Origin of the sequence: Oceanispirochaeta crateris, assembly GCF_008329965.1 — a bacterium.
GTDB classification, from domain to species: Bacteria; Spirochaetota; Spirochaetia; order DSM-2461; family DSM-2461; genus Oceanispirochaeta; species Oceanispirochaeta crateris.
Window position 1 is genome coordinate 1,807,608 of the sequence record NZ_CP036150.1, and the last position, 18,778, is coordinate 1,826,385.

Genomic DNA, 18,778 nt, shown 5'->3' on the forward strand with positions numbered 1-18,778 from the left:
GAGGAATAGGTATGACTGATATTATGCACCCGGTTTCCTTTGGGGAACTGGTTAAAAGAACCTTTGAAGAATATGCCCTGGAAGGTAAAATTTTCAGTTTCAACAAAGAACTCTCAGGTACAGATGGCGGAAGTCACTCACCCATGGTCCTGTTTGGGGAAACCGCCGCCACCCCCGTGGGGCCTGCGGCTGGTCCTCATACTCAATTAGCTCAGAATATTGTCACATCCTGGGCGGCGGGAGCCCGGTTCTTCGAGCTGAAAACCGTGCAGATCATGGATACTCTTGAAATTGAAAAACCTTGTATTGATGCCGAGGATGAAGGATTCAATACCGAATGGTCCACAGAATTCACCCTGGACAAGGCCTACGATGAGTACCTGAAAGGCTGGTTCCTACTTCATATGCTGGAAGCCCTCTTTGAAGATCATCCTGACAGACAGTTTATTTTCAATATGTCTGTGGGTTATGATCTGAAGGGTATTCAGAATCCGAGAATGGATCAGTTTATCAACCGCTTGATGAACAGCGCCAAGGAAGAGAAGTTTCTTCAATATAAAAAGGAACTGGAAGCCTATGCCGCAAATCCCTCCTTCTTGAAGGGGACGGGACTGGAAGGAAAAGCGGAAAAGCTCAAGGGTTTGGCCGATAGAATATCCCCCGAATTGTGCCGGTCCATGACTCTGAGTACCATGCATGGATGCCCCCCCGAAGAGATAGAGAAGATTGCGGTTTATCTGCTCACCGAGAAAAAGATCCACACCTTTGTCAAACTGAATCCGACCCTTCTGGGATACGATCGAGTCAGACAGATTCTGGATGAACTGGATTATGATTACGTCGCCTTAAATCCGGAAAGCTTTGAACACGATCTGCAGTATCCCGATGCTGTGGCAATGCTGAAAAGACTCATTGATCTGGGCAAAAAACAGGGACTCAGCTTTGGTGTTAAATTGACAAACACTCTGGGATCGGTCAACAACAAAACCGTTCTGCCCGGAGATGAAATGTATATGTCCGGGCGAGCCCTTTTCCCCATTTCCATCCAGGTAGCATTGAAATTAAGCCGAGAATTCAAGGGGACCCTCCCCATCTCTTTTTCCGGTGGAGCCAGTGTTTTCAATATGAAAGAGATCATCGAAACAGGAATACGTCCTGTAACAATGGCCACGGACCTACTCAAACCCGGTGGATACGGTCGAATGGCCAGGAGCATAGACAAATCAAAGGAAATTCAGGACTGGAACCGAGAAAATATCGATTTAAAAGCTCTGGAAGTCTTGGCTGAAAAGGCCATGACAGCCAAAGAGTATAAGAAAGGCTGGAGAGGAACGGATGTCATTTCAACAGAAGAGGAACTGCCTCTTTATGACTGTGCCGTTGCCCCCTGCAAAACGGCCTGCGCCATCCATCAGGATGTCCCGGAATACCTCCGTTTAGTCGGTCAGGGTCGCTATGCAGATGCCCTTCAGGTCATCTACGACAAGAATCCCCTCCCCTTCATCACCGGTTGGATCTGTGATCACAAGTGTCACTACAACTGTACCCGTTTAGACTATGATGGGACTGTAAAAATAAGGGAAATGAAAAAGATTGCCGCTCAGGAAGGTTTTGAGGAGTATTTGAAACGATTCTTAAAACCCGGTAAGGGAACAAGCGCTAAGGCCGCCGTCATCGGCGCTGGACCTGCCGGTCTGGCCGCCGCTTATTTCTTAAGGAGAGGGGGTATGGAGGTCTCTGTGTTCGAAAGAGCGGACGGACCCGGCGGAGTGATCCGCTACGTGCTTCCTTCCTTTAGGATGCCTCTGGATCAAATCGAGAACGACATGGATTTTATCCGCATGCATGATGTGGATTTCCATTTTGACCAGAAAGACTTAACCATTGAGGGACTGAAAGACAAGGGGTATGACAGCATCCTCATCGCCATTGGAGCGGAAAAGGACAATACTCTAGATCTCCCCGGAGGCAGGGTCATGACCTCACTGGATTTCCTTGAAAAGTTCCGCCACGACCCAGAAACATGCCAGCTTGGTGAAAATGTCGCCGTCGTGGGCGGTGGAAACACCGCCATGGATTCGGCTCGTTCTGCCGTCAGAGCGCCTGGTGTAAAAAAAGTTAGTGTTATCTACAGACGGACATTGAAAGAAATGCCCGCGGACAGAGAAGAATACTACGACGCCCTGGAAGAGGGAATCAGTTTTCACTTCTTGAGGAATCCGAAAGAGTTTATCAAGGATGGCAAACTTCGCTGCTCTGTTATGAAGTTGGGAGAACCCGATGAATCAGGCCGGAGAAGACCAGTAGTTACTGATGAGTACGAAGAGTTCCCAGTCAACACTCTGATCACCGCCATAGGTGAAACTGTCAACAAAGAGGCTCTTCGATCGATGGGGCTCCCCGTTAGCGAAAAATGGGTCCAGGTAAACAACAAAACCCATGAAACAGAAATCCCGGGTGTTTTTCTTGTAGGAGATGCCCAAACCGGTCCGGATTCCATAGTAGGAGCCATGGGAAGTGCCAGAAAAGCGGTTAACCATATTCTGGCCAAAGTGGGAGTCACCCTGGAAGCAGTTCAGGCGGAAGCTCTGGAACCAGCTGAAATGAAAGACCTTCTGCATCGGAAATCAGAAATGACAGAGAGCGCTCCCGATTCTGACACAACAGCCCATTGGGCTCAGGTGGAAGCCAGTCGCTGCCTTCAGTGTGATGTTGTTTGTGATAAATGCGTAGATGTCTGTCCCAACAGGGCCAATGTGGTCATCCGTACAGGAAAAGATGGATTCTCTCAGGAGACCCAGATCCTTCATGTAGATGCCTACTGCAACGAATGTGGCAACTGTGCCCGGTTCTGCCCCTGGGAAGGACGTCCCTACAAGGATAAAATTACTGTTTTCAGCACAAAAGATGACTTTGACGGCAGTGACAACAACGGATTCTTTGTAAAAGGGTCTGAAATTACCCTCCGCCAGAGCGGCGCTGTTATGACATTGAACTGGAACGGTTCCGAATTGAGTGGAACAATACCCGGTGGAGTGGAAGGTGAAAAAACAGCCAGGATTTTAAAAACAATCCTCACCGACTACAACTGGTATAACGGTCCAGTAGAACTCTAAAAAGGAGCAGAATATGCTGATTATTAAAAATGCGACTGTCGTCAACTTCTCACCTCCCGAAGTCCACCGGGGCTGGGATCTTGTGATTGACAACGGAATGATTGCTGCGGCTGGTCCCGGGGCCTCGGAGGGCTTAAAGGCCGATGAGGTATGGGATTTGAACGGAGATATTGTCCATCCCGGACTGGTGTGCAGTCACAACCACTTTTACTCCGGTCTTTCCAGAGGAATTTTGGCGGATATAAACCCCTCACCGGATTTTATCTCCATCCTGAAAAACCTCTGGTGGCGCCTAGATCGGGCCATAGACAAGGATATTCTGAAATCGAGTGCCCTCATCTGTTCCCTCGATGCCATACGAAACGGAACAACGGCGGTCATAGACCACCACTCCTCACCCTCCTTCATTGAAGGCTCCCTGTCTGTGATGAAGCAAAGCTTTGAACAAACCGGTTTGCGCGGGATGAGCTGCTATGAAACATCCGATCGTAACGGCATGTCAGAAATGGAAGCCGGAGTCGCTGAAAATGTGCGGATGGCCCATGAAATTGACAAAGAAAAAGAGGCTGGAAAATGGTCAGGCCTCTATGAAGCCCATATTGGGGGCCATGCTCCCTTCACCATACCGGAAAGTGGAATGAAGATGCTCAAGGATGCCATCGATGCTACGGGACGGGGAATCCATATCCATGTCGCCGAAGACAAGTATGACGCCGCCCACTCACACCACCATTACGACGAAGACCTTTTGGTGAGGATGGACAGACACGGCCTGCTCAATAGCAAGTCACTCATTGCCCACGGCCTCTACCTCTCGGAAAAGGAAAGAAATATCCTCGATGAAAGAAACAGCTTTCTGGTGGTAAACTTCCGCTCCAACATGAATAACAATGTTGGTGCCCAGCAGCACTTGGGTGGAATCAAAAATGCAGCCCTGGGAACAGATGGCATCGGCAGTGATATGTGGGAAGAGTTCAAATTTGCCTACTTTAAACACAAGGATACGGGTGGCCCTCTCTGGCCAGGTGACTTTCTAAACTTCCTTCATAATGGAAACACCCTCCTTGAAAGGAATTTTGACAGCCGTTTCGGCCGCATTGAGAAAGGGTTTAAAGCGGATCTTGTTGTGTCAGATTATAGAAACCCGACTCCTCTCAAGGGCGAAAACATAGCTGGTCACATGGCCTTTGGACAATCTGCCGGGTCTGTACGATCTGTCGTCATAGACGGAAAGGTCGTCATGAAAGACCGAAAGTTTCCTTTTGATGAAAAAGAAATCTATGCAGAAGCCAGGGAGAATGCGGCCAGACTCTGGGAAAACATGAACAAACTGGATGATTCTAAGTAATTTATATTATGCCAGGTTGTACACCTGGTTCAGAGACTAATAAATAAGATACAGGAGAAAACAATGGGTATTGAAAAAGAGATTCGCGCCAAAGCAGAAGAATACAGAGACTACACAGCAACTTTGCTTTCAGAAATGGTTAAAATAAAATCTTACAGCTCAGAGGAAGAGGCGGTCTGCCGAAAAATCAAAGAGATGTGTGAAGAAGCAGGATTTGATGAAGTCTATTTTGACGGATTGGGTTCTGTTATCGGCCGTATTGGATCAGGACCTAAGATTCTAGCCTTTGATGCACACATCGATACGGTCACCACCGGAGACCTGAGTGCCTGGAAAAAGGATCCTTTTTCCGGAGAAATCGATGATACATATGTGTGGGGACGGGGAACATCTGACCAGAAAGGGGGTGCTGCCTCCATGATCACAGCTGGAAAGATCCTCAAAGATCTGGGATATGATAAGGATTATTCTGTTTACTTCACCTTCACTGTCATGGAAGAAGACTGTGACGGAATGTGCTGGAAATATCTGATTGAAGAAGAAAAGCTCATCCCCAACTTCGCCGTCTCTACCGAACCCACAAGCTGCCGTCTCTATAGAGGCCATAGGGGAAGAATGGAAATGGTTGTGACCTTGAAAGGAATATCCAGCCATGGATCTGCTCCTGAAAGAGGCGTGAGTGCGGCCTACAAAGCCAGCCGTGCCGCTCTGGCCATGGAGAAACTGAACTCCGAATTAAAACCTGATGCAGAGAATTTCCTTGGAAAAGGAACCATCGTCGTATCAGAAATGAAGGTCAACGGCCCCTCCCAGTGTGCCGTTCCCGACCAGGCCATGCTCTACCTTGACCGCCGACTCACATGGGGTGAGGATGCGGCCCTTGCCATCAGTCAGGTCAAAGAATACATCACAGAAGCCCTGGGTGAAGAACCCGAGTCTGTCACCATGCCCGATTACAGCAAAAGGGGCTGGAAGAATACAGATTACAGCCAGGAACTCTATTTCCCCACATGGAAAATTGATGAAGACCATGAAATTGTCAAGGCTGGAGTATCCGCACACACGGATCTATTCGGCAAGGCTCCCGTTGTAGATAAATGGACCTTCTCAACAAATGGAGTTGCCATTTGCGGACGCCATAAAATCCCCATGATTGGGTTTGGACCCGGAGATGAGTCAGAAGCCCACGCTCCCAATGAGAAGAACAGAATAGAAGACCTTGTAATCTGCAGCGCTTTCTATGCCATGCTTCCCTACAAACTCTCCTAATTTTTAATCCAAAAAAAAGGCTGAAACTCTCTACTGAGTTTCAGCTTTTTTTTGAATGGAATTCTTATATGTTGGTCTCCTATCATTAGAGAGTATTCTTCACCTCTTCAATATAATTATAAATTGTATAGCGGCTGACATTGAGTTCTCCCGCCAGATTATCCGTTGATCCCTTGATAGAAAAAATATGATTTTCATTGAGGAAGCGAACAACCTCCAGATTGTCTTTCTTGTCAAAATAACAAACAGGTTTCCCTATGGTCTCGATCCCTTTCCTAATCATAATATTCAGGAACTCCTGAGTATTCTGAGGCATTTCATCATGGCCGTCAGCTCTCTCCTTCCCGCTAAACTGATCGATAAAATGCTGGAGCATATTCATGGCGCTCATATCCATGTTCAAGCTGAGTGCTCCTAAAAGTGCCTTTTTATCATGGATGAGAACCGTCGTCGATTTGAGAGGTTTTCCTGATTTTGTGGCCGATTCATAGTTTATACGCATGGTTTCGCCGGCGGCCTCCATTTCATCCACCATATCACAGAGGAGCTGAGAAGCCGGTGTTCCAGGTTGACGGCTGGTGATTCCCCCTTCTCTGGCAATTAACACTGGCGGTTCTCGCTGAAAATCATAGAGTATCACTTCTCCAACACCAATCGTTTTACCAACAGCATGAACCAGAGGAATACAGGACTTAAGAATATCAGACGAATCAGAATGAGGCATACAAACTCCCGGATTCCCGCAAAAACGGGATGAATATGCTTTCATTATATCAGAGAATACGGTCCCTGCCAAAAAAGAAGCTTCTTTTCTTACAATATTTTAATAAACCTTGCCAAATATTTGTAAATAGATCTATAATCTATCTATTAATTGTTATTTTCATAGGGGAGATTTTATGGCTGAATCATTGGCTCTCATTGCCATCGGAGGGAATTCCCTCATCGCTGATAAGGATCATATGTCTGTAGAAGATCAGTATGCCGCTGTTTGCACAACCGCCCGTCATATCGCTGATCTGGTGGAGGCAGGAATGACCATCGTAGTCACCCATGGAAATGGTCCTCAAGTAGGATTTATACTCAGAAGGTCTGAGATTGCCAGGGAAACAGCCCAGATGCATCCTGTCCCACTTGTAAACTGTGATGCCGATACTCAGGGAGCCATCGGCTACCAAATTCAACAGGCCCTTGATAATGAGTTCAGAAAGCGTAAAATAAAACAGTCCGCTGCAACCATTGTGACACAGGTTCTTGTGGACAAGAAAGATGAAGCCTTCCTGAAACCGGCCAAGCCCATTGGTCAGTTCTATACTGCCGACGAGGCGCACCTTCTCAGGGCTGCTTATCCGGAATGGACACTGGTTGAAGATGCAGGCAGGGGGTTCCGCAGGGTTGTTGCCTCACCCCTTCCTCAGGAAATCATAGAACTGGGAGCCATCAAAGCACTGATATCGAATAAGTATTGTGTCGTGGCAGCAGGAGGAGGCGGTATCCCCGTCGTTGAAAACAGCGAGGGTCAGCTGGAAGGCATTGATGCTGTTATCGATAAAGATTTTGCTTCTGCCTTCTTATCCCATGCCCTGGATGCCGATGTATTCATCATATCCACGGGTGTCAAAGAAGTATGCCTCAACTTTGGAAAACCGGATCAAATGATTCTGACCAACATAAAGGCATCAGAGGCGAGACAATACCTGAAGGAAGGACACTTTGCACCGGGAAGCATGGCTCCAAAAATCAAGGCGGCCCTGGATTTTCTGGAAAGAGGTGGCCGGGAAGTCATCATCACCAGCCCGGACAATTTGAAAGAGGCTGTACTCAAGGGTGCAGGCACACATATAACGCAGGATTAATATATTGTAACATAGGAGAAAATAATGGATAGAATTGGAATTGAAGAGAGAATCAAAGACCTTTCCTGCCTCAGAGCAGAGAATATGTACCTCAAAGATTTTCTGCTGACATGGGACAAAACAGATGATGAAATTGCAGCCGTATTCGAGGTTGCTGAAATCTTGAGGGGAATGAGAGAAAGTAATATTTCTTCCAAAGCCTTTGACAGCGGATTGGGGATTTCCCTGTTCCGCGACAACTCAACACGAACCCGTTTCAGCTATGCCAGTGCTTTGAACCTTCTTGGACTGAAAGATCAGGACCTGGATGAAGGAAAATCGCAGATTGCCCATGGTGAAACCGTCCGGGAAACAGCCAATATGATCAGCTTCATGGCCGATGTCATTGGTATCAGAGACGACATGTACATTGGTAAAGGTCATACATACATGAAGAATGTAGCCAAGGCAGTGGAAGAAGGCTACCGGGACGGCGTTCTTGAGCAGCGACCAACTCTTGTAAACCTTCAGTGTGATATAGATCATCCCACTCAGAGCATGGCAGATACCCTTCACCTGATCAATCATTTTGGTGGTGTTGAAAACTTGAAAGGCAAAAAGATTGCCATGACCTGGGCCTATTCTCCTTCTTATGGTAAACCTCTTTCTGTTCCACAGGGAATCATTGGGCTTCTCACACGCTTTGGAATGAATGTGTCTCTGGCCCATCCCGAAGGCTATGAAGTCATGCCCGAAGTCGAAGCGATTGCAGCTAAAAACTCGGCTAATTCCGGAGGAAGTTTTGTCAAAACAAACTCCATGGCAGATGCTTTCAAAGACGCAGACATCGTCTATCCCAAGAGCTGGGCACCCTTTAGTGCCATGGAAAAGAGAACAGACCTCTATGGTGCCGGTGATTTTGACGGAATTAAAACTCTGGAAAAAGAACTCCTCGCTCAGAATGCCAAGCATACAGACTGGGAATGCACAGAAGAACTTATGAAAACAACAAAGAATGCAGAAGCCCTGTACATGCACTGTCTGCCCGCGGATATCACAGATGTCAGCTGCAAACAGGGAGAAGTGGCCGCTTCGGTTTTTGACCGCTACAGAGTACCTCTTTACAAGGAAGCCAGCTTCAAACCCTATATCATAGCAGCCATGATTTTTACGAGTAAATTTAAAAATCCTTCAGAGAAACTGATGGAAATGCTAAAACGGGATAGAAACAGAATCCTATAATCCACAATAGGGATAAAAAAGAGCAGTTCATATGAACTGCTCTTTTTTTTCTGGAATCAAATCAATCGGGGATGGCAAGCCCTTTTAAAAAGTGACGAAGGAGTTGATCCCCGCACTCCCTGTAATGCTTATGCCCTTTTTTTCTGAACAGAGCAGATAATTCAGCCTTTGAAATAACAAAACCACCCTTCTTGAGGGTGCTGATCATATCCTCTTCTCTCAGTTCCATGGCAATTCTAAGCTTTTTCAATACCATATTATTATCCAATGCCTGAGGCAGTGGTGCTTTTCGATTAGGATCTGCAGGGCCTCTTTTCTGAGTGATCAGCCCATCTAGAAAATGACCGAGAACAACATCGTCAATGGCTAAAAAGCCATCCTGTTCCTCATGTTTGAGCATCAGATTGATATCGGATGAGGTCACCTTATAACCGTCTAAAGCAAAGACTTCGGTCATTTGCTGGTCTGTATAATCAAGTGCATAACGCAAGCTTCGTAGTACTGTGTTGAATTCCATCATTCATCCTTTCTTGTCAAAATCATAATTGTTGAGACAAGTTCCAATGCCTTAGGATATTATACAAAGGGAATAAAGTACAGGAAAAACCTACGTCAAAAAGCTTCCCACTCCCATCCAGCCCCTTCCCTTTTCCTAGTATTGGATTTTCGTTTTTATACTCTTTTATTGATCTGGGAAAGCGCTTTTTCAAGTTCATCCCGGCTGATTCCGAAGTGGTTGAGCCGGGCCAGGAACTGTTTTGTATTGCCGTAGCCGATCCTGAGCAGCTGACCCAGATTCTGCCGTCTTTCCTTTGAACCTGAGGCTCCGCTCAATCCGTAAGAATCCATATCTGCCAATGAGAATTCCTGAGTGTTTTCCACGAGCTTAAACCGGGCTTTTTCAAGTGCGGCAATAATCGCTTCGCTACTTGCATTTTCAACGCCGATATTGTCTTTTTTGGTCCCTTCTTTCCGGGAGATATAGGCGTGTTTGACATTGGGAACCGCTTTTTCAATAGTTTCTCTGATGGTTCTACCTGCATGATCCGGATCGGTGAGGACAATCACACCGATTCGCTCACTGGCAAAACGGATTTTATCCAACGTTTTTTTGGATTTTACGGCGAAACCATGAACAGGGAGGACTTCTGCCTGAACCGCTTTTTTAACGGCAGCCACATCATCAACCCCTTCAACCACAATTAGTTCTTGTATTATCATATCATCTACCCCGGGAGAAATCTGATTTTATCTGCCTGTTGATACAGGTATAATTCAGAGACCTGATACGATCTCCTCACTGTCGGGAGAAATCCATTCATACCAGTCTCTGATGGATAGAAAATCCGCCCAGAGATCGGTAATCTGCCGGTCGCTCTCGGGAGAATCGGATGTGATTTCCAAGGTGGCCTTCAGAAGCCTTGCAATTTTACGGCTCTGGGGCAGGACTCCCGTTCGGGATAAAAAATCGGTCCCGGCCAGTTTATCCAAAAGGTTGAGGTAGACAGAATTCATTATCAGGGACGCATCATAGATCGTTTTAGGGCTATAGATCCTGACTTCTTCCTTTTGTGCCGCCATAAAATCTAAAAACTGCCGCTCCAGAACGATTCTACGGGGTTCTTCCAGTTCAGGTATCTCTTCGAATATAGCTTTCTGTATATAAATATCCGCTGGCTGACTGATCAGCTGGTTCACAACTCCATATATCCAGGCCCGTACGATCTCATCCTCATTCAGGGCCCTCGATAAATCCGGGCGGCCTTCTGCATCCAGGGCCAGGCGCATCCGGGCATTGTTAAAATGCTCTTTTCCTGATGAAGGAATAAGCCGTTTCTCAGCCTCTTCCCGGAACATCCTGAGAATCTGGTAACACTTACAGGCTATTAGATGCTGTCCCTCGGGATCTTTAAAAAATTCAGATATATAAAAAATATGTCCCTTATCTTCTTTACCAGCAGGTTTTATTTCCACCATGCTGTTCATTCCGGGAGCCTGTACCCACAGCACAGGCTTTCCCGTTTCTTCTTCGACCCTTTTGACCAGGTCTTCTACAGAATCCAGTATTGTGAGATCCATCAATCCTCTTTCAAAACGACTTTGTGTCTCTTTATTTTCTTTGTAGTTGTCATTTCCATGGCTTCATGGAGTATATGAAATTGGCTAATTTTCTGGTAGGCCTTCAGGTTGGAATTTACCTCATCGATCACTTTTTGAAAGTGTTCACGGCTTAGATCTTTCCCATCCTGATTTGGATAAATCAGAGCTTCAATTCCCTCGGTCTTCATTTTGGCATCCAACACATAGCCGCGGATAAGAATCTGATCAATTTCATCATACAGTTGGAACTTATCCTCAATTTCTTCGGGGAACACATTCTTGCCCCCTTCTGTGACAATCATAGATTTCGCCCGACCTGTGAGATACAGATAGTTATCCTCATCCAAATAACCCACATCCCCAGTCTTAAACCAGTTGTCTTCCGTGAAGACTTCTCTGGTGGCCTCATCATTCTTGTAATATCCCCGCATGACCATTGAACCCTTGAGGGCAATTTCGCCGCATCCCCTCTCATCGGGATCAAGAATCTTAGTCTGTGTGCCGGGAATCATCTTTCCCACAGAATCTTCTTTGTAAGCTTCCTTGGGATTCAAGGCGACAATGGGTGAGGTCTCGGTCAATCCATATCCCTGGACAAAGTCAATTCCCAATTGATTGAACATCTTAAATGTGGACGCAGGAAGAGGACCTCCACCGCAAATACAAACCCTGTTGGTATCAAGGGATAATTTTGCAAGGAGTCCTTTGAACATTTTCTTCCCCGGGTTTACATGGAAGTATTTTTTAATGAGGCCGCTAATCCACATCAAAAACAGAATCAATCCATAAACAACGATTCCTTTATCACGGATTCCCTTCATCAATCCCTTGATCATCTTGTTAAAGAGCATGGGAACTCCCAAAAACATGGTGACCTGACCCTGTTTAAGGTCCTTTAGAATCTGGGCGATGGCCAGATGCTTGGCAAACACGATTTCTGAACCAACACAGAGTGATTCGATAAAAACAGCCAGCATGGAATAAGAGTGATGCAGGGGAAGAAGGGCATAAAATACATCCGTATGGAAGATGTTCATATTCGCCTGAGCCTGGTAAGCATCACTGACAAAATTGGAATGAGTCAGCATAACGCCCTTGGAAACACCTGTGGTTCCTGACGTAAACAGAATGGCAGCCAGATCATCCTCTTGGGGCATATCTATGGTTTCATCTCCATCATGACTGATGTGCAAAACATAATTTTCTTTTTTGGGTGACAGAGCTATCAAATTCTTGAGATTTTTATCTTGGAAAAAATCATACTTTTCTTCATCACAAAACAGGATGTCAACATCGGCCATTTCCATAAGTTTCTCAACTTCACCATTGCTGAGTCCATAGTCCAATGGAACAACAACACCACCGGCAAAAAGAATACCGAGGTAGGCAAGTCCCCATTCGGGGGAGTTCTTTCCGGTGACACCCACACGGTGACCCTTTCGAACACCATGGGAATGAAGATACTGTCCGATAATCTTGGATTTTTCCAATACATCCTTGTAAGTCAGTTCCAGAAGTTCTGGAGAATAAGCAGTAAAAGCCCTTCTTTCGCCATAACGCTCAACCGTAATTTCAAGGACTTCGGGAAGAGTCGGCCAGGTACCATTAAAGTACTTACCTTTGTATTTTGGTAGGAATTCCCAGGGTGTTAAATTCATAAAAATACCTCCAGAGAGAGCCGGCTCTTTCATACCGCCTCGAAAAAAATAGAGTCAATGAAATATTTTAGACTATCAATTTGGAAATTGAAAGACGAAAATTACTGAAAGAATCCCAGGATCACTCTGATATTGTACAGATTCATAAAAATACGGAACCCATCTTCATGATTGGAAGGGGTTATCTTGTCATCTTTGATACTTGGAAACTCCTGTTGCCCGGAGAATTTCTCCAAAATAGACAACATGATAATCCTTGAGAGGGTAATTCATTTCCAGTGAATCATCATAAAAGTTCTCCGGTTTGATTCGGTCTCTATACATGGTTTTACATTCTAAAATGAGTTCGGCTTCTTCAAAAGAGGGAGATCCGACCCTAAGAGATGCTAAAGGTGTCAGTCCTGATTCAGCGATTTTATCTTTGAACCGCCCGGAAATAGAACCCATAAGACTCATTGTATTTCTAAAGTCGTCAGGAAGGGCACAGAGTGTAAAGTCGGGATAGTTCTCCATAAACTCATAGGTATAGCGCCCGGGACGGACCACGACCTGAACAAAGGGCTTCTTCCACATAACCCCCAGACTCCCCCACCCCACGGTCATCGTATTGAATAGACCATCTTTGAGGTTTCCTGAGGTCAATAGAAGCCAGCTGTCTTTCCAAATGGCCGTTGGCTCCACACTCAATTCATTCACATCAATATTGGCTCTTGTCACAGATCTATTCCTTTATATTCATTTATCCGATTGAAGATTTTCTTCCAAAGGCTTATGGGTGTACTCATTTTCTCCCGTAGAAAAAGAAGCCACGGTCTGTCCACTGCCTAATAGTTTGTATTTGTAGATCATAAGACCTTCCATTCCAACTGGCCCCCGGGCATGGATCTTACTGGTACTGACACCAATTTCCGCCCCGAAGCCATAGCGAAACCCATCGCTGAAGCGGGTGGAACAATTCCAGAAAACACTCGAAGCGTCCACTCTGGCCATGAAGGCCGAGGAGCACTCTTTTGAGGCTGTCAGGATTGCATCGGTATGACCGGAACCGAAGGAATTGATGTGCTGCACCGCATCATCCAATGAATCCACGATTTTGATTGAGAGTTTATAATCAACATACTCTGTCGACCAGTCTTCCTCGCTGGCAGGGGCAACATCGATGATCTCACGGCATCGATCACAGCCAACAAGTTCTACGCTCTTCTCTTCCAAGACCTTCTGTAATCCGGGAAGGACGGAAGAAGCAATTTTTTTATGAACCAAGAGAGTCTCTACACTGTTACAGGCGGCAACATACTGAGTCTTGGAGTCTAGCACTATGGGATTAATGATCTGCAAATCCGCATCGTCATGAATATAGATATGGCAGATTCCATCAGAATGGCCGAGAACGGGAATACTGGAGTTCTCCATGATATACTTGACAAATGAGTTGGATCCCCGGGGGATAAGAAGGTCGATGTACTCATTCAACCTGAACATATCATTCACATCAGAACGGGTTTCGACTAGCTGAATCCAACCTGAAGGGAGGCCAGCCTTGACTGTCGAGTCATGTATAATCCGACTGAGGACCCGATTCGTCTCTGCCGCTTCAGACCCTCCTTTTAAGAGTAGAGCATTGCCGCTTTTCAGACAGAGCGATGAGATCTGAACCAGAGCATCCGGTCTTGATTCAAAGATGATGCCAACGACCCCGATGGGACAGCTGATACGGTAGAGATCCAATCCGGGAGAAAGTTCACGGGCCATCTGGGTCTCTCCCACAGGATCCTTCATGGAAACGAGGCTCCTGATTCCCTCAATAACCTGGGAAATTTTTTCATCTTCAAAAATGAGTCTTTTCAGAAGAGGCCCCGGCAGATCGGCCTTCTCACTCCTACGGTAATCTTCCCGATTGGCCTGAATGATTTCAGCCTTAGAGTCTTCAAGAGCGGCGGCCATGGCTTCCAGTGCTTTGTTCTTAAGATCGGAACTGACTGCAGCCAGTATTAAGGAGGCTTTTCTCGCCTCTTGCGCTCTATTCAGTATGGTCATAACCCTCTCCATTGTCTTCCTTGAATCCCCCATTTTTTTATCATAAAAAAGAGCATGTTTCAACGAGAATCAAACTCTTGTGATTCCAGTTCATCTTCAGAGGAATATCCCTTCGGCTTGACTGTCTTCACAATGAACCCCATCACAATAGTTCCTGTCAGTCCCAGAACAAGGAGTGTAAGGCGAAAGTGAAGATGGGAGATTCTGTAGGCGGACAGGCCGATCATGGACCACATCATCAGGATACTGATGAGTTTCACCCTGAGACTCATACCTTTGTCTTTGCTGTATTGGCGGAGATATTTCCCAAAGACTCTATTGGATTGGAGTTTGACATAGAGTGTTTCACTGCTCCTGAGAAAAAGCCCTGCCGATAAGAGAACAAAGGGAGTTGTGGGCAGTCCTGGTAGGATAATACCAATGCCTCCAAGGCCAAGGGATAAAAAACCAAGAAAGATGAGTAGTGGCTTTAACATAGGAACCTCCTGAAATCAGTATGGTTGGACAAATTTGTCATTTTATGTCTTTAAATGTCAGAACCGGAAAAGATCTTCCTGAAAGATTTGTCTCTATTGCTCTTGGTAAAATCGGTGAGACTATAGGCAAAATTTTCAAAATACTCCCTGTTGAGCCGTTTCCTGTCCACTTCCTCTTTAAGAATGGTTAAGGCTTCCAGGGGTTCCATGGCATTCCTATACATCCTTTCGTCGTTTGTGATGGCTTCATAAGAGTCGATGATAGCCAGGATCTGACCTATTTCTGAAATTTTTGTCAAACCATAAGGATACCCCTTGCCATCCAGCTTCTCATGATGCTCCAGAGTCCCAGGAATGGCACAGTGAACGGCAGGACTATTGGCTTGTAGGATCTCTGCCCCTAGAAGGGTATGACGCTTCATGGTTGAAAATTCCAAGTCTGTCAGCTGATTTACGGATGTCAGGATTTTCTGAGGGATTTCGGTTTTACCTATGTCATGAAACAACGCGGTTAAACCATACTCGACAGTTTTTTCAAATGTCTTTTTTGTAAAAAAACAATAACCCACTGTTAAAGCCATGACATTGATGGAATGAATGGTCGTTGTATAGTCAGAATGGGAGATCTTGGCGAGGTTCTTTATCACATCGGGCTGTTTGGAATAACTTTCAACAATGATATCGATCGTATCGGGTATGACCTCAAGACCTCCGGAACGGGGTTCGTGAAGGGTTTCATCAATGATGTTGATGAGGTTTTCCTTAACTTTATCAACGCCAACAGCCATGCTTTGGTCCAGATCCAGGCTGAATCCCTTTTGAACCTGTCTTAAGCATTTGCTCTTATCCTCCGGACGTATATAGAGATCACCCGTATAGGGTTTATCCTTGAGGCGAAGATCTGAAATCTCCATTCCCGAAGACTTGTAGAGAAGGATATTACCTGAAGATTTATTTCGGTAATAGAGATCTATGTCATCGTAGTACTTCAGATTGGATTTTCTGACCGGAATCCATTTCTCTCTTCGTATCGATATCATTTAAATATACCCTGTTAAATCCTCAAAATATTTACAATATACTAACTATAAACGAATCTTGTTAAAGGCTTCAAGAAATGCCGGAGACTCTCCTTGGGTCAATCATTGTCGGTCCCCATCGCTGGAAGAATCCCGGTATTCATGGGAGTTCTCCAAGGATTCAATAGAGGAGTGGGGATGGGTTCCTTTCGGGACCATATCCATTTCTGTTTCTCTTACATGATTGAACAAACCCGCATAAAATCCACTGCTGAGAAACATATAGTAGCCGAGCAGAAACCCAGAGAAGATGTTCAATGCATCATTTTCGACCCTGTAGAGGATTATAAAATTCAAAACCAGGGGTAAAAAACTGCAAATACCAAAAACAGCAAGAACTTTTTTCTTATTGAGCTCAAAAAGTATGCGGCTGAAAGTAACGGCTCTGAAATTACGGACATCCTTCATCAGAAAGAAATTCACAGAAGAGGAATACCGGATGAGGGAGATAAACCCTGTGATAGCGATCACAGGCAAAACAATATACAATTGAGTCAGAGGATCTATATGACTACTGCTCAAAAAGACACTGATCAGGGTGGCGGCAATGATGCCGGCGAGCATCAATGGAATCATACGCACAATCATGGCCAAGCTGGTCGTAATGTAAAAGGGAAGTTTTTTGAAGGCAGAGGCAACAAGGCTGTTATAATCATCACAGTCTTGATTCTTCACAAGCAAAATCAAGGAAATGTTCGGAACGGTGCCTAAAAGATTCAGCAATAACATCACAGGTAAAACCACAGCACTGCCACTGCTCAAGTGCCTCATCATATCTCCGGATCTTATGAGAATGAATGCATTGGTAGGAATATAAAAGATCGCCCAGATCAGCGTCATATAGGCTAAATGGGGCCTGATAATGTTCCAGGTAGAAACAAAAAGACCTTTGATATCCGAGTCTATTATAAATCCGTTCTCATATTTGAGCATCCTCTTTTATACCATATAAATCGAGTTTAGAACACTGCTACTCATCCTGAGAATTTGAGAATCCATCAAGAACCGCCCCTATTAATACTATTTTTATAATATTTATGAAACTTTCCGGTCCTAAATAGCTTATTTTATAAGAGAGTTGCTACAAAAAATAAAAATAAGTCAGGAGTATTTTATGTTCAGGATTTTCATATTGTTAATGCTATGGGGAGGATCGGCTCTCTATGCCGGGGGTCAGCAGGCGGATCAAGTTGGAGAAAGAAGCAAAGGCAGCGATGACCTTGAAAAAATTCTCTCTGACTCAAACCTTGAAGTTGCCACCTTTGCAGGAGGCTGTTTTTGGTGTACCGAATCTGATTTTGAACAAGTTCCGGGTGTCAGTGAAGTCATTTCCGGCTACTCAGGTGGTCAATTGGAGAACCCGAGCTATCAACAGGTATCTTCAGGGACAACAGGACATCTGGAAGTCATACAAATCTATTATGATCCCAAGAGAGTCAGCTTCAGCCAACTCCTGGATACACTGTGGAGGGTGATGGATCCCACCGATGGAGAAGGCTCCTTCGTAGACAGGGGCAATCAGTATACCAGCGCTGTATTCTACCATTCTGAAGAACAAAGAGCCCTCGCCGAAGCCTCCAAGAAGGCAATGAATGAGTCCGGCATTTTCAAAAAAGACTTAGTCACACCCATCAGACCCTATGTGAACTTCTATGCTGCCGAAGAATATCACCAGGACTATTACAAGAAAAATCCTATTCGCTACAAGTACTACAGGCACAACTCTGGAAGAGATCAGTTTCTAGAAGAAGTATGGGGGTTTGAGAAAGTCAGTTACAATAAGCCGGGAGACAAGGAGATCAAAGAAATTCTGACACCCCTGCAAATTGAGGTCACCCAGAATGAGGGGACAGAACCCGCCTTTGACAACGAATACTGGGAGAACAAAGATGCGGGAATTTATGTGGATATTGTGACAGGTGAACCCCTTTTTAGTTCTGTCGATAAATATAAATCCGGCACCGGCTGGCCTAGCTTCACACGTCCCCTGGTGGCAGAGAATATCACCGAACATACGGACAATAAACTGCTTTACACAAGGGTGGAAGTACGAAGTTTGTACGGCGATAGTCATCTGGGTCATGTGTTCCCCGATGGTCCGGCACCCACTGGACTGCGCTACTGTATTAATTCGGCAGCCCTCCGCTTCATCCCCCTCTCTGAATTGGAACAGGAGGGATATGGGTCCTTTTTAAGTTTCTTTCCTTAAAGACAATATGAAAAAGGCAAAAAATTATTTATCAACCGGGATGGTGAATTGATGGCTTTGAAAACGGTCGCCTCCAAACCAAAGATCAATCTTGATCCCTGAATCGGTTTGCACAACATCTGAATGTTTGACCTGCCATCCCAGAAGATCCAGACGGGCGGAACCCAGCATATCATGACCTGTCATGGCGCCGTAATATTCGGCCAGCTCAGGACGTTTGCGGCTATTTAGGGCTTTTCTCATGGAATCCAGTTCATCCTCTGTATGCTTGTTGTCATCCAGGATACAGAGGTGGAGACCGTCTTCCTCCTGATGAAGAGAGACCACAAGGCGCATGGGATTCTCGTCCAGCAGATAATTTGATATTTCACCGATCAGATTCAGAATGAGATCTTTTCTTTTCATATGT

The 18,778-nt window shown here is 45.4% G+C and carries 17 protein-coding genes; 6 read left to right on the forward strand and 11 right to left on the reverse strand.

What is annotated here, in order from left to right; all coding sequences use genetic code 11:
- Window positions 1–11 precede the first annotated feature (11 nt).
- The 3 genes from ygfK to EXM22_RS08305 all read left to right on the forward strand — a co-directional run bounded on the left by ygfK (window position 12) and on the right by EXM22_RS08305 (window position 5,733).
- Window positions 12–3,116 (forward strand): putative selenate reductase subunit YgfK, encoded by a 3,105-nt coding sequence (gene ygfK / locus EXM22_RS08295; protein WP_149486063.1) that lies wholly within the window; start codon window positions 12–14, stop codon window positions 3,114–3,116.
- Window positions 3,117–3,129: 13 nt separating this feature from the next.
- Window positions 3,130–4,464: a putative aminohydrolase SsnA gene (gene ssnA / locus EXM22_RS08300; RefSeq protein ID WP_149486064.1), complete on the forward strand. Its 1,335-nt coding sequence runs from the start codon at window positions 3,130–3,132 to the stop codon at window positions 4,462–4,464.
- A gap of 63 nt (window positions 4,465–4,527) precedes the next feature.
- Window positions 4,528–5,733 (forward strand): YgeY family selenium metabolism-linked hydrolase, encoded by a 1,206-nt coding sequence (locus EXM22_RS08305; RefSeq protein WP_149486065.1) that lies wholly within the window; start codon window positions 4,528–4,530, stop codon window positions 5,731–5,733.
- A gap of 85 nt (window positions 5,734–5,818) precedes the next feature.
- On the opposite strand, the gene EXM22_RS08310 is transcribed toward EXM22_RS08305, so the two are convergent.
- Window positions 5,819–6,457, reverse strand: coding sequence for a helix-turn-helix transcriptional regulator (locus tag EXM22_RS08310; protein ID WP_168203413.1), 639 nt, complete (start codon window positions 6,455–6,457; stop codon window positions 5,819–5,821).
- A 175-nt stretch (window positions 6,458–6,632) separates the two neighbouring features.
- Between EXM22_RS08310 and arcC the strand changes: the two genes are divergently transcribed.
- Window positions 6,633–7,589 (forward strand): carbamate kinase, encoded by a 957-nt coding sequence (gene arcC / locus EXM22_RS08315; protein ID WP_149486067.1) that lies wholly within the window; start codon window positions 6,633–6,635, stop codon window positions 7,587–7,589.
- 24 nt (window positions 7,590–7,613) lie between these two features.
- Window positions 7,614–8,810 carry a knotted carbamoyltransferase YgeW gene (gene ygeW, locus EXM22_RS08320; RefSeq protein WP_149486068.1) on the forward strand — a complete coding sequence of 399 codons (1,197 nt, stop codon included), beginning with the start codon at window positions 7,614–7,616 and terminating at the stop codon, window positions 8,808–8,810.
- A 61-nt stretch (window positions 8,811–8,871) separates the two neighbouring features.
- On the opposite strand, the gene EXM22_RS08325 is transcribed toward ygeW, so the two are convergent.
- The 9 genes from EXM22_RS08325 to EXM22_RS08365 form a co-directional block, all read right to left on the reverse strand.
- Window positions 8,872–9,330 carry a YehS family protein gene (locus EXM22_RS08325; protein ID WP_246157095.1) on the reverse strand — a complete coding sequence of 153 codons (459 nt, stop codon included), beginning with the start codon at window positions 9,328–9,330 and terminating at the stop codon, window positions 8,872–8,874.
- A gap of 152 nt (window positions 9,331–9,482) precedes the next feature.
- Complete coding sequence (rnmV, locus tag EXM22_RS08330; RefSeq protein ID WP_210411569.1) at window positions 9,483–10,031, reverse strand: ribonuclease M5; 549 nt, start codon at window positions 10,029–10,031, stop codon at window positions 9,483–9,485.
- Window positions 10,032–10,085: 54 nt separating this feature from the next.
- The gene (locus tag EXM22_RS08335) at window positions 10,086–10,889 is read right to left on the reverse strand and encodes a hypothetical protein (protein WP_149486069.1); all 804 of its coding nucleotides are present in this window, start codon (window positions 10,887–10,889) and stop codon (window positions 10,086–10,088) included.
- Window positions 10,889–12,568 (reverse strand): AMP-dependent synthetase/ligase, encoded by a 1,680-nt coding sequence (locus EXM22_RS08340; protein ID WP_149486070.1) that lies wholly within the window; start codon window positions 12,566–12,568, stop codon window positions 10,889–10,891. Before EXM22_RS08340 ends, EXM22_RS08335 begins: the two co-directional genes overlap by 1 nt.
- A gap of 189 nt (window positions 12,569–12,757) precedes the next feature.
- Window positions 12,758–13,285 (reverse strand): flavin reductase family protein, encoded by a 528-nt coding sequence (locus EXM22_RS08345; RefSeq protein WP_149486071.1) that lies wholly within the window; start codon window positions 13,283–13,285, stop codon window positions 12,758–12,760.
- 18 nt (window positions 13,286–13,303) lie between these two features.
- Entirely contained in the window at window positions 13,304–14,605 is a 1,302-nt protein-coding gene (locus EXM22_RS08350; RefSeq protein WP_149486072.1) for a glutamate-5-semialdehyde dehydrogenase, read from the reverse strand.
- Between the two features lie 59 nt (window positions 14,606–14,664).
- Window positions 14,665–15,081 (reverse strand): YbaN family protein, encoded by a 417-nt coding sequence (locus EXM22_RS08355; RefSeq protein ID WP_149486073.1) that lies wholly within the window; start codon window positions 15,079–15,081, stop codon window positions 14,665–14,667.
- A gap of 50 nt (window positions 15,082–15,131) precedes the next feature.
- Complete coding sequence (locus tag EXM22_RS08360; protein WP_149486074.1) at window positions 15,132–16,121, reverse strand: HD-GYP domain-containing protein; 990 nt, start codon at window positions 16,119–16,121, stop codon at window positions 15,132–15,134.
- 102 nt (window positions 16,122–16,223) lie between these two features.
- Window positions 16,224–17,093, reverse strand: coding sequence for a hypothetical protein (locus EXM22_RS08365; protein WP_149486075.1), 870 nt, complete (start codon window positions 17,091–17,093; stop codon window positions 16,224–16,226).
- Window positions 17,094–17,274: 181 nt separating this feature from the next.
- Here EXM22_RS08365 and msrA point away from each other — a divergent pair, with 181 nt between their 5' ends.
- Window positions 17,275–18,369: a peptide-methionine (S)-S-oxide reductase MsrA gene (msrA, locus tag EXM22_RS08370; protein ID WP_149486076.1), complete on the forward strand. Its 1,095-nt coding sequence runs from the start codon at window positions 17,275–17,277 to the stop codon at window positions 18,367–18,369.
- 24 nt (window positions 18,370–18,393) lie between these two features.
- Here msrA and EXM22_RS08375 read toward each other — a convergent pair whose 3' ends face one another.
- On the reverse strand, window positions 18,394–18,774 hold the full coding sequence (locus EXM22_RS08375) for a hypothetical protein (protein WP_149486077.1): 381 nt from the start codon (window positions 18,772–18,774) through the stop codon (window positions 18,394–18,396).
- Window positions 18,775–18,778 lie beyond the last annotated feature (4 nt).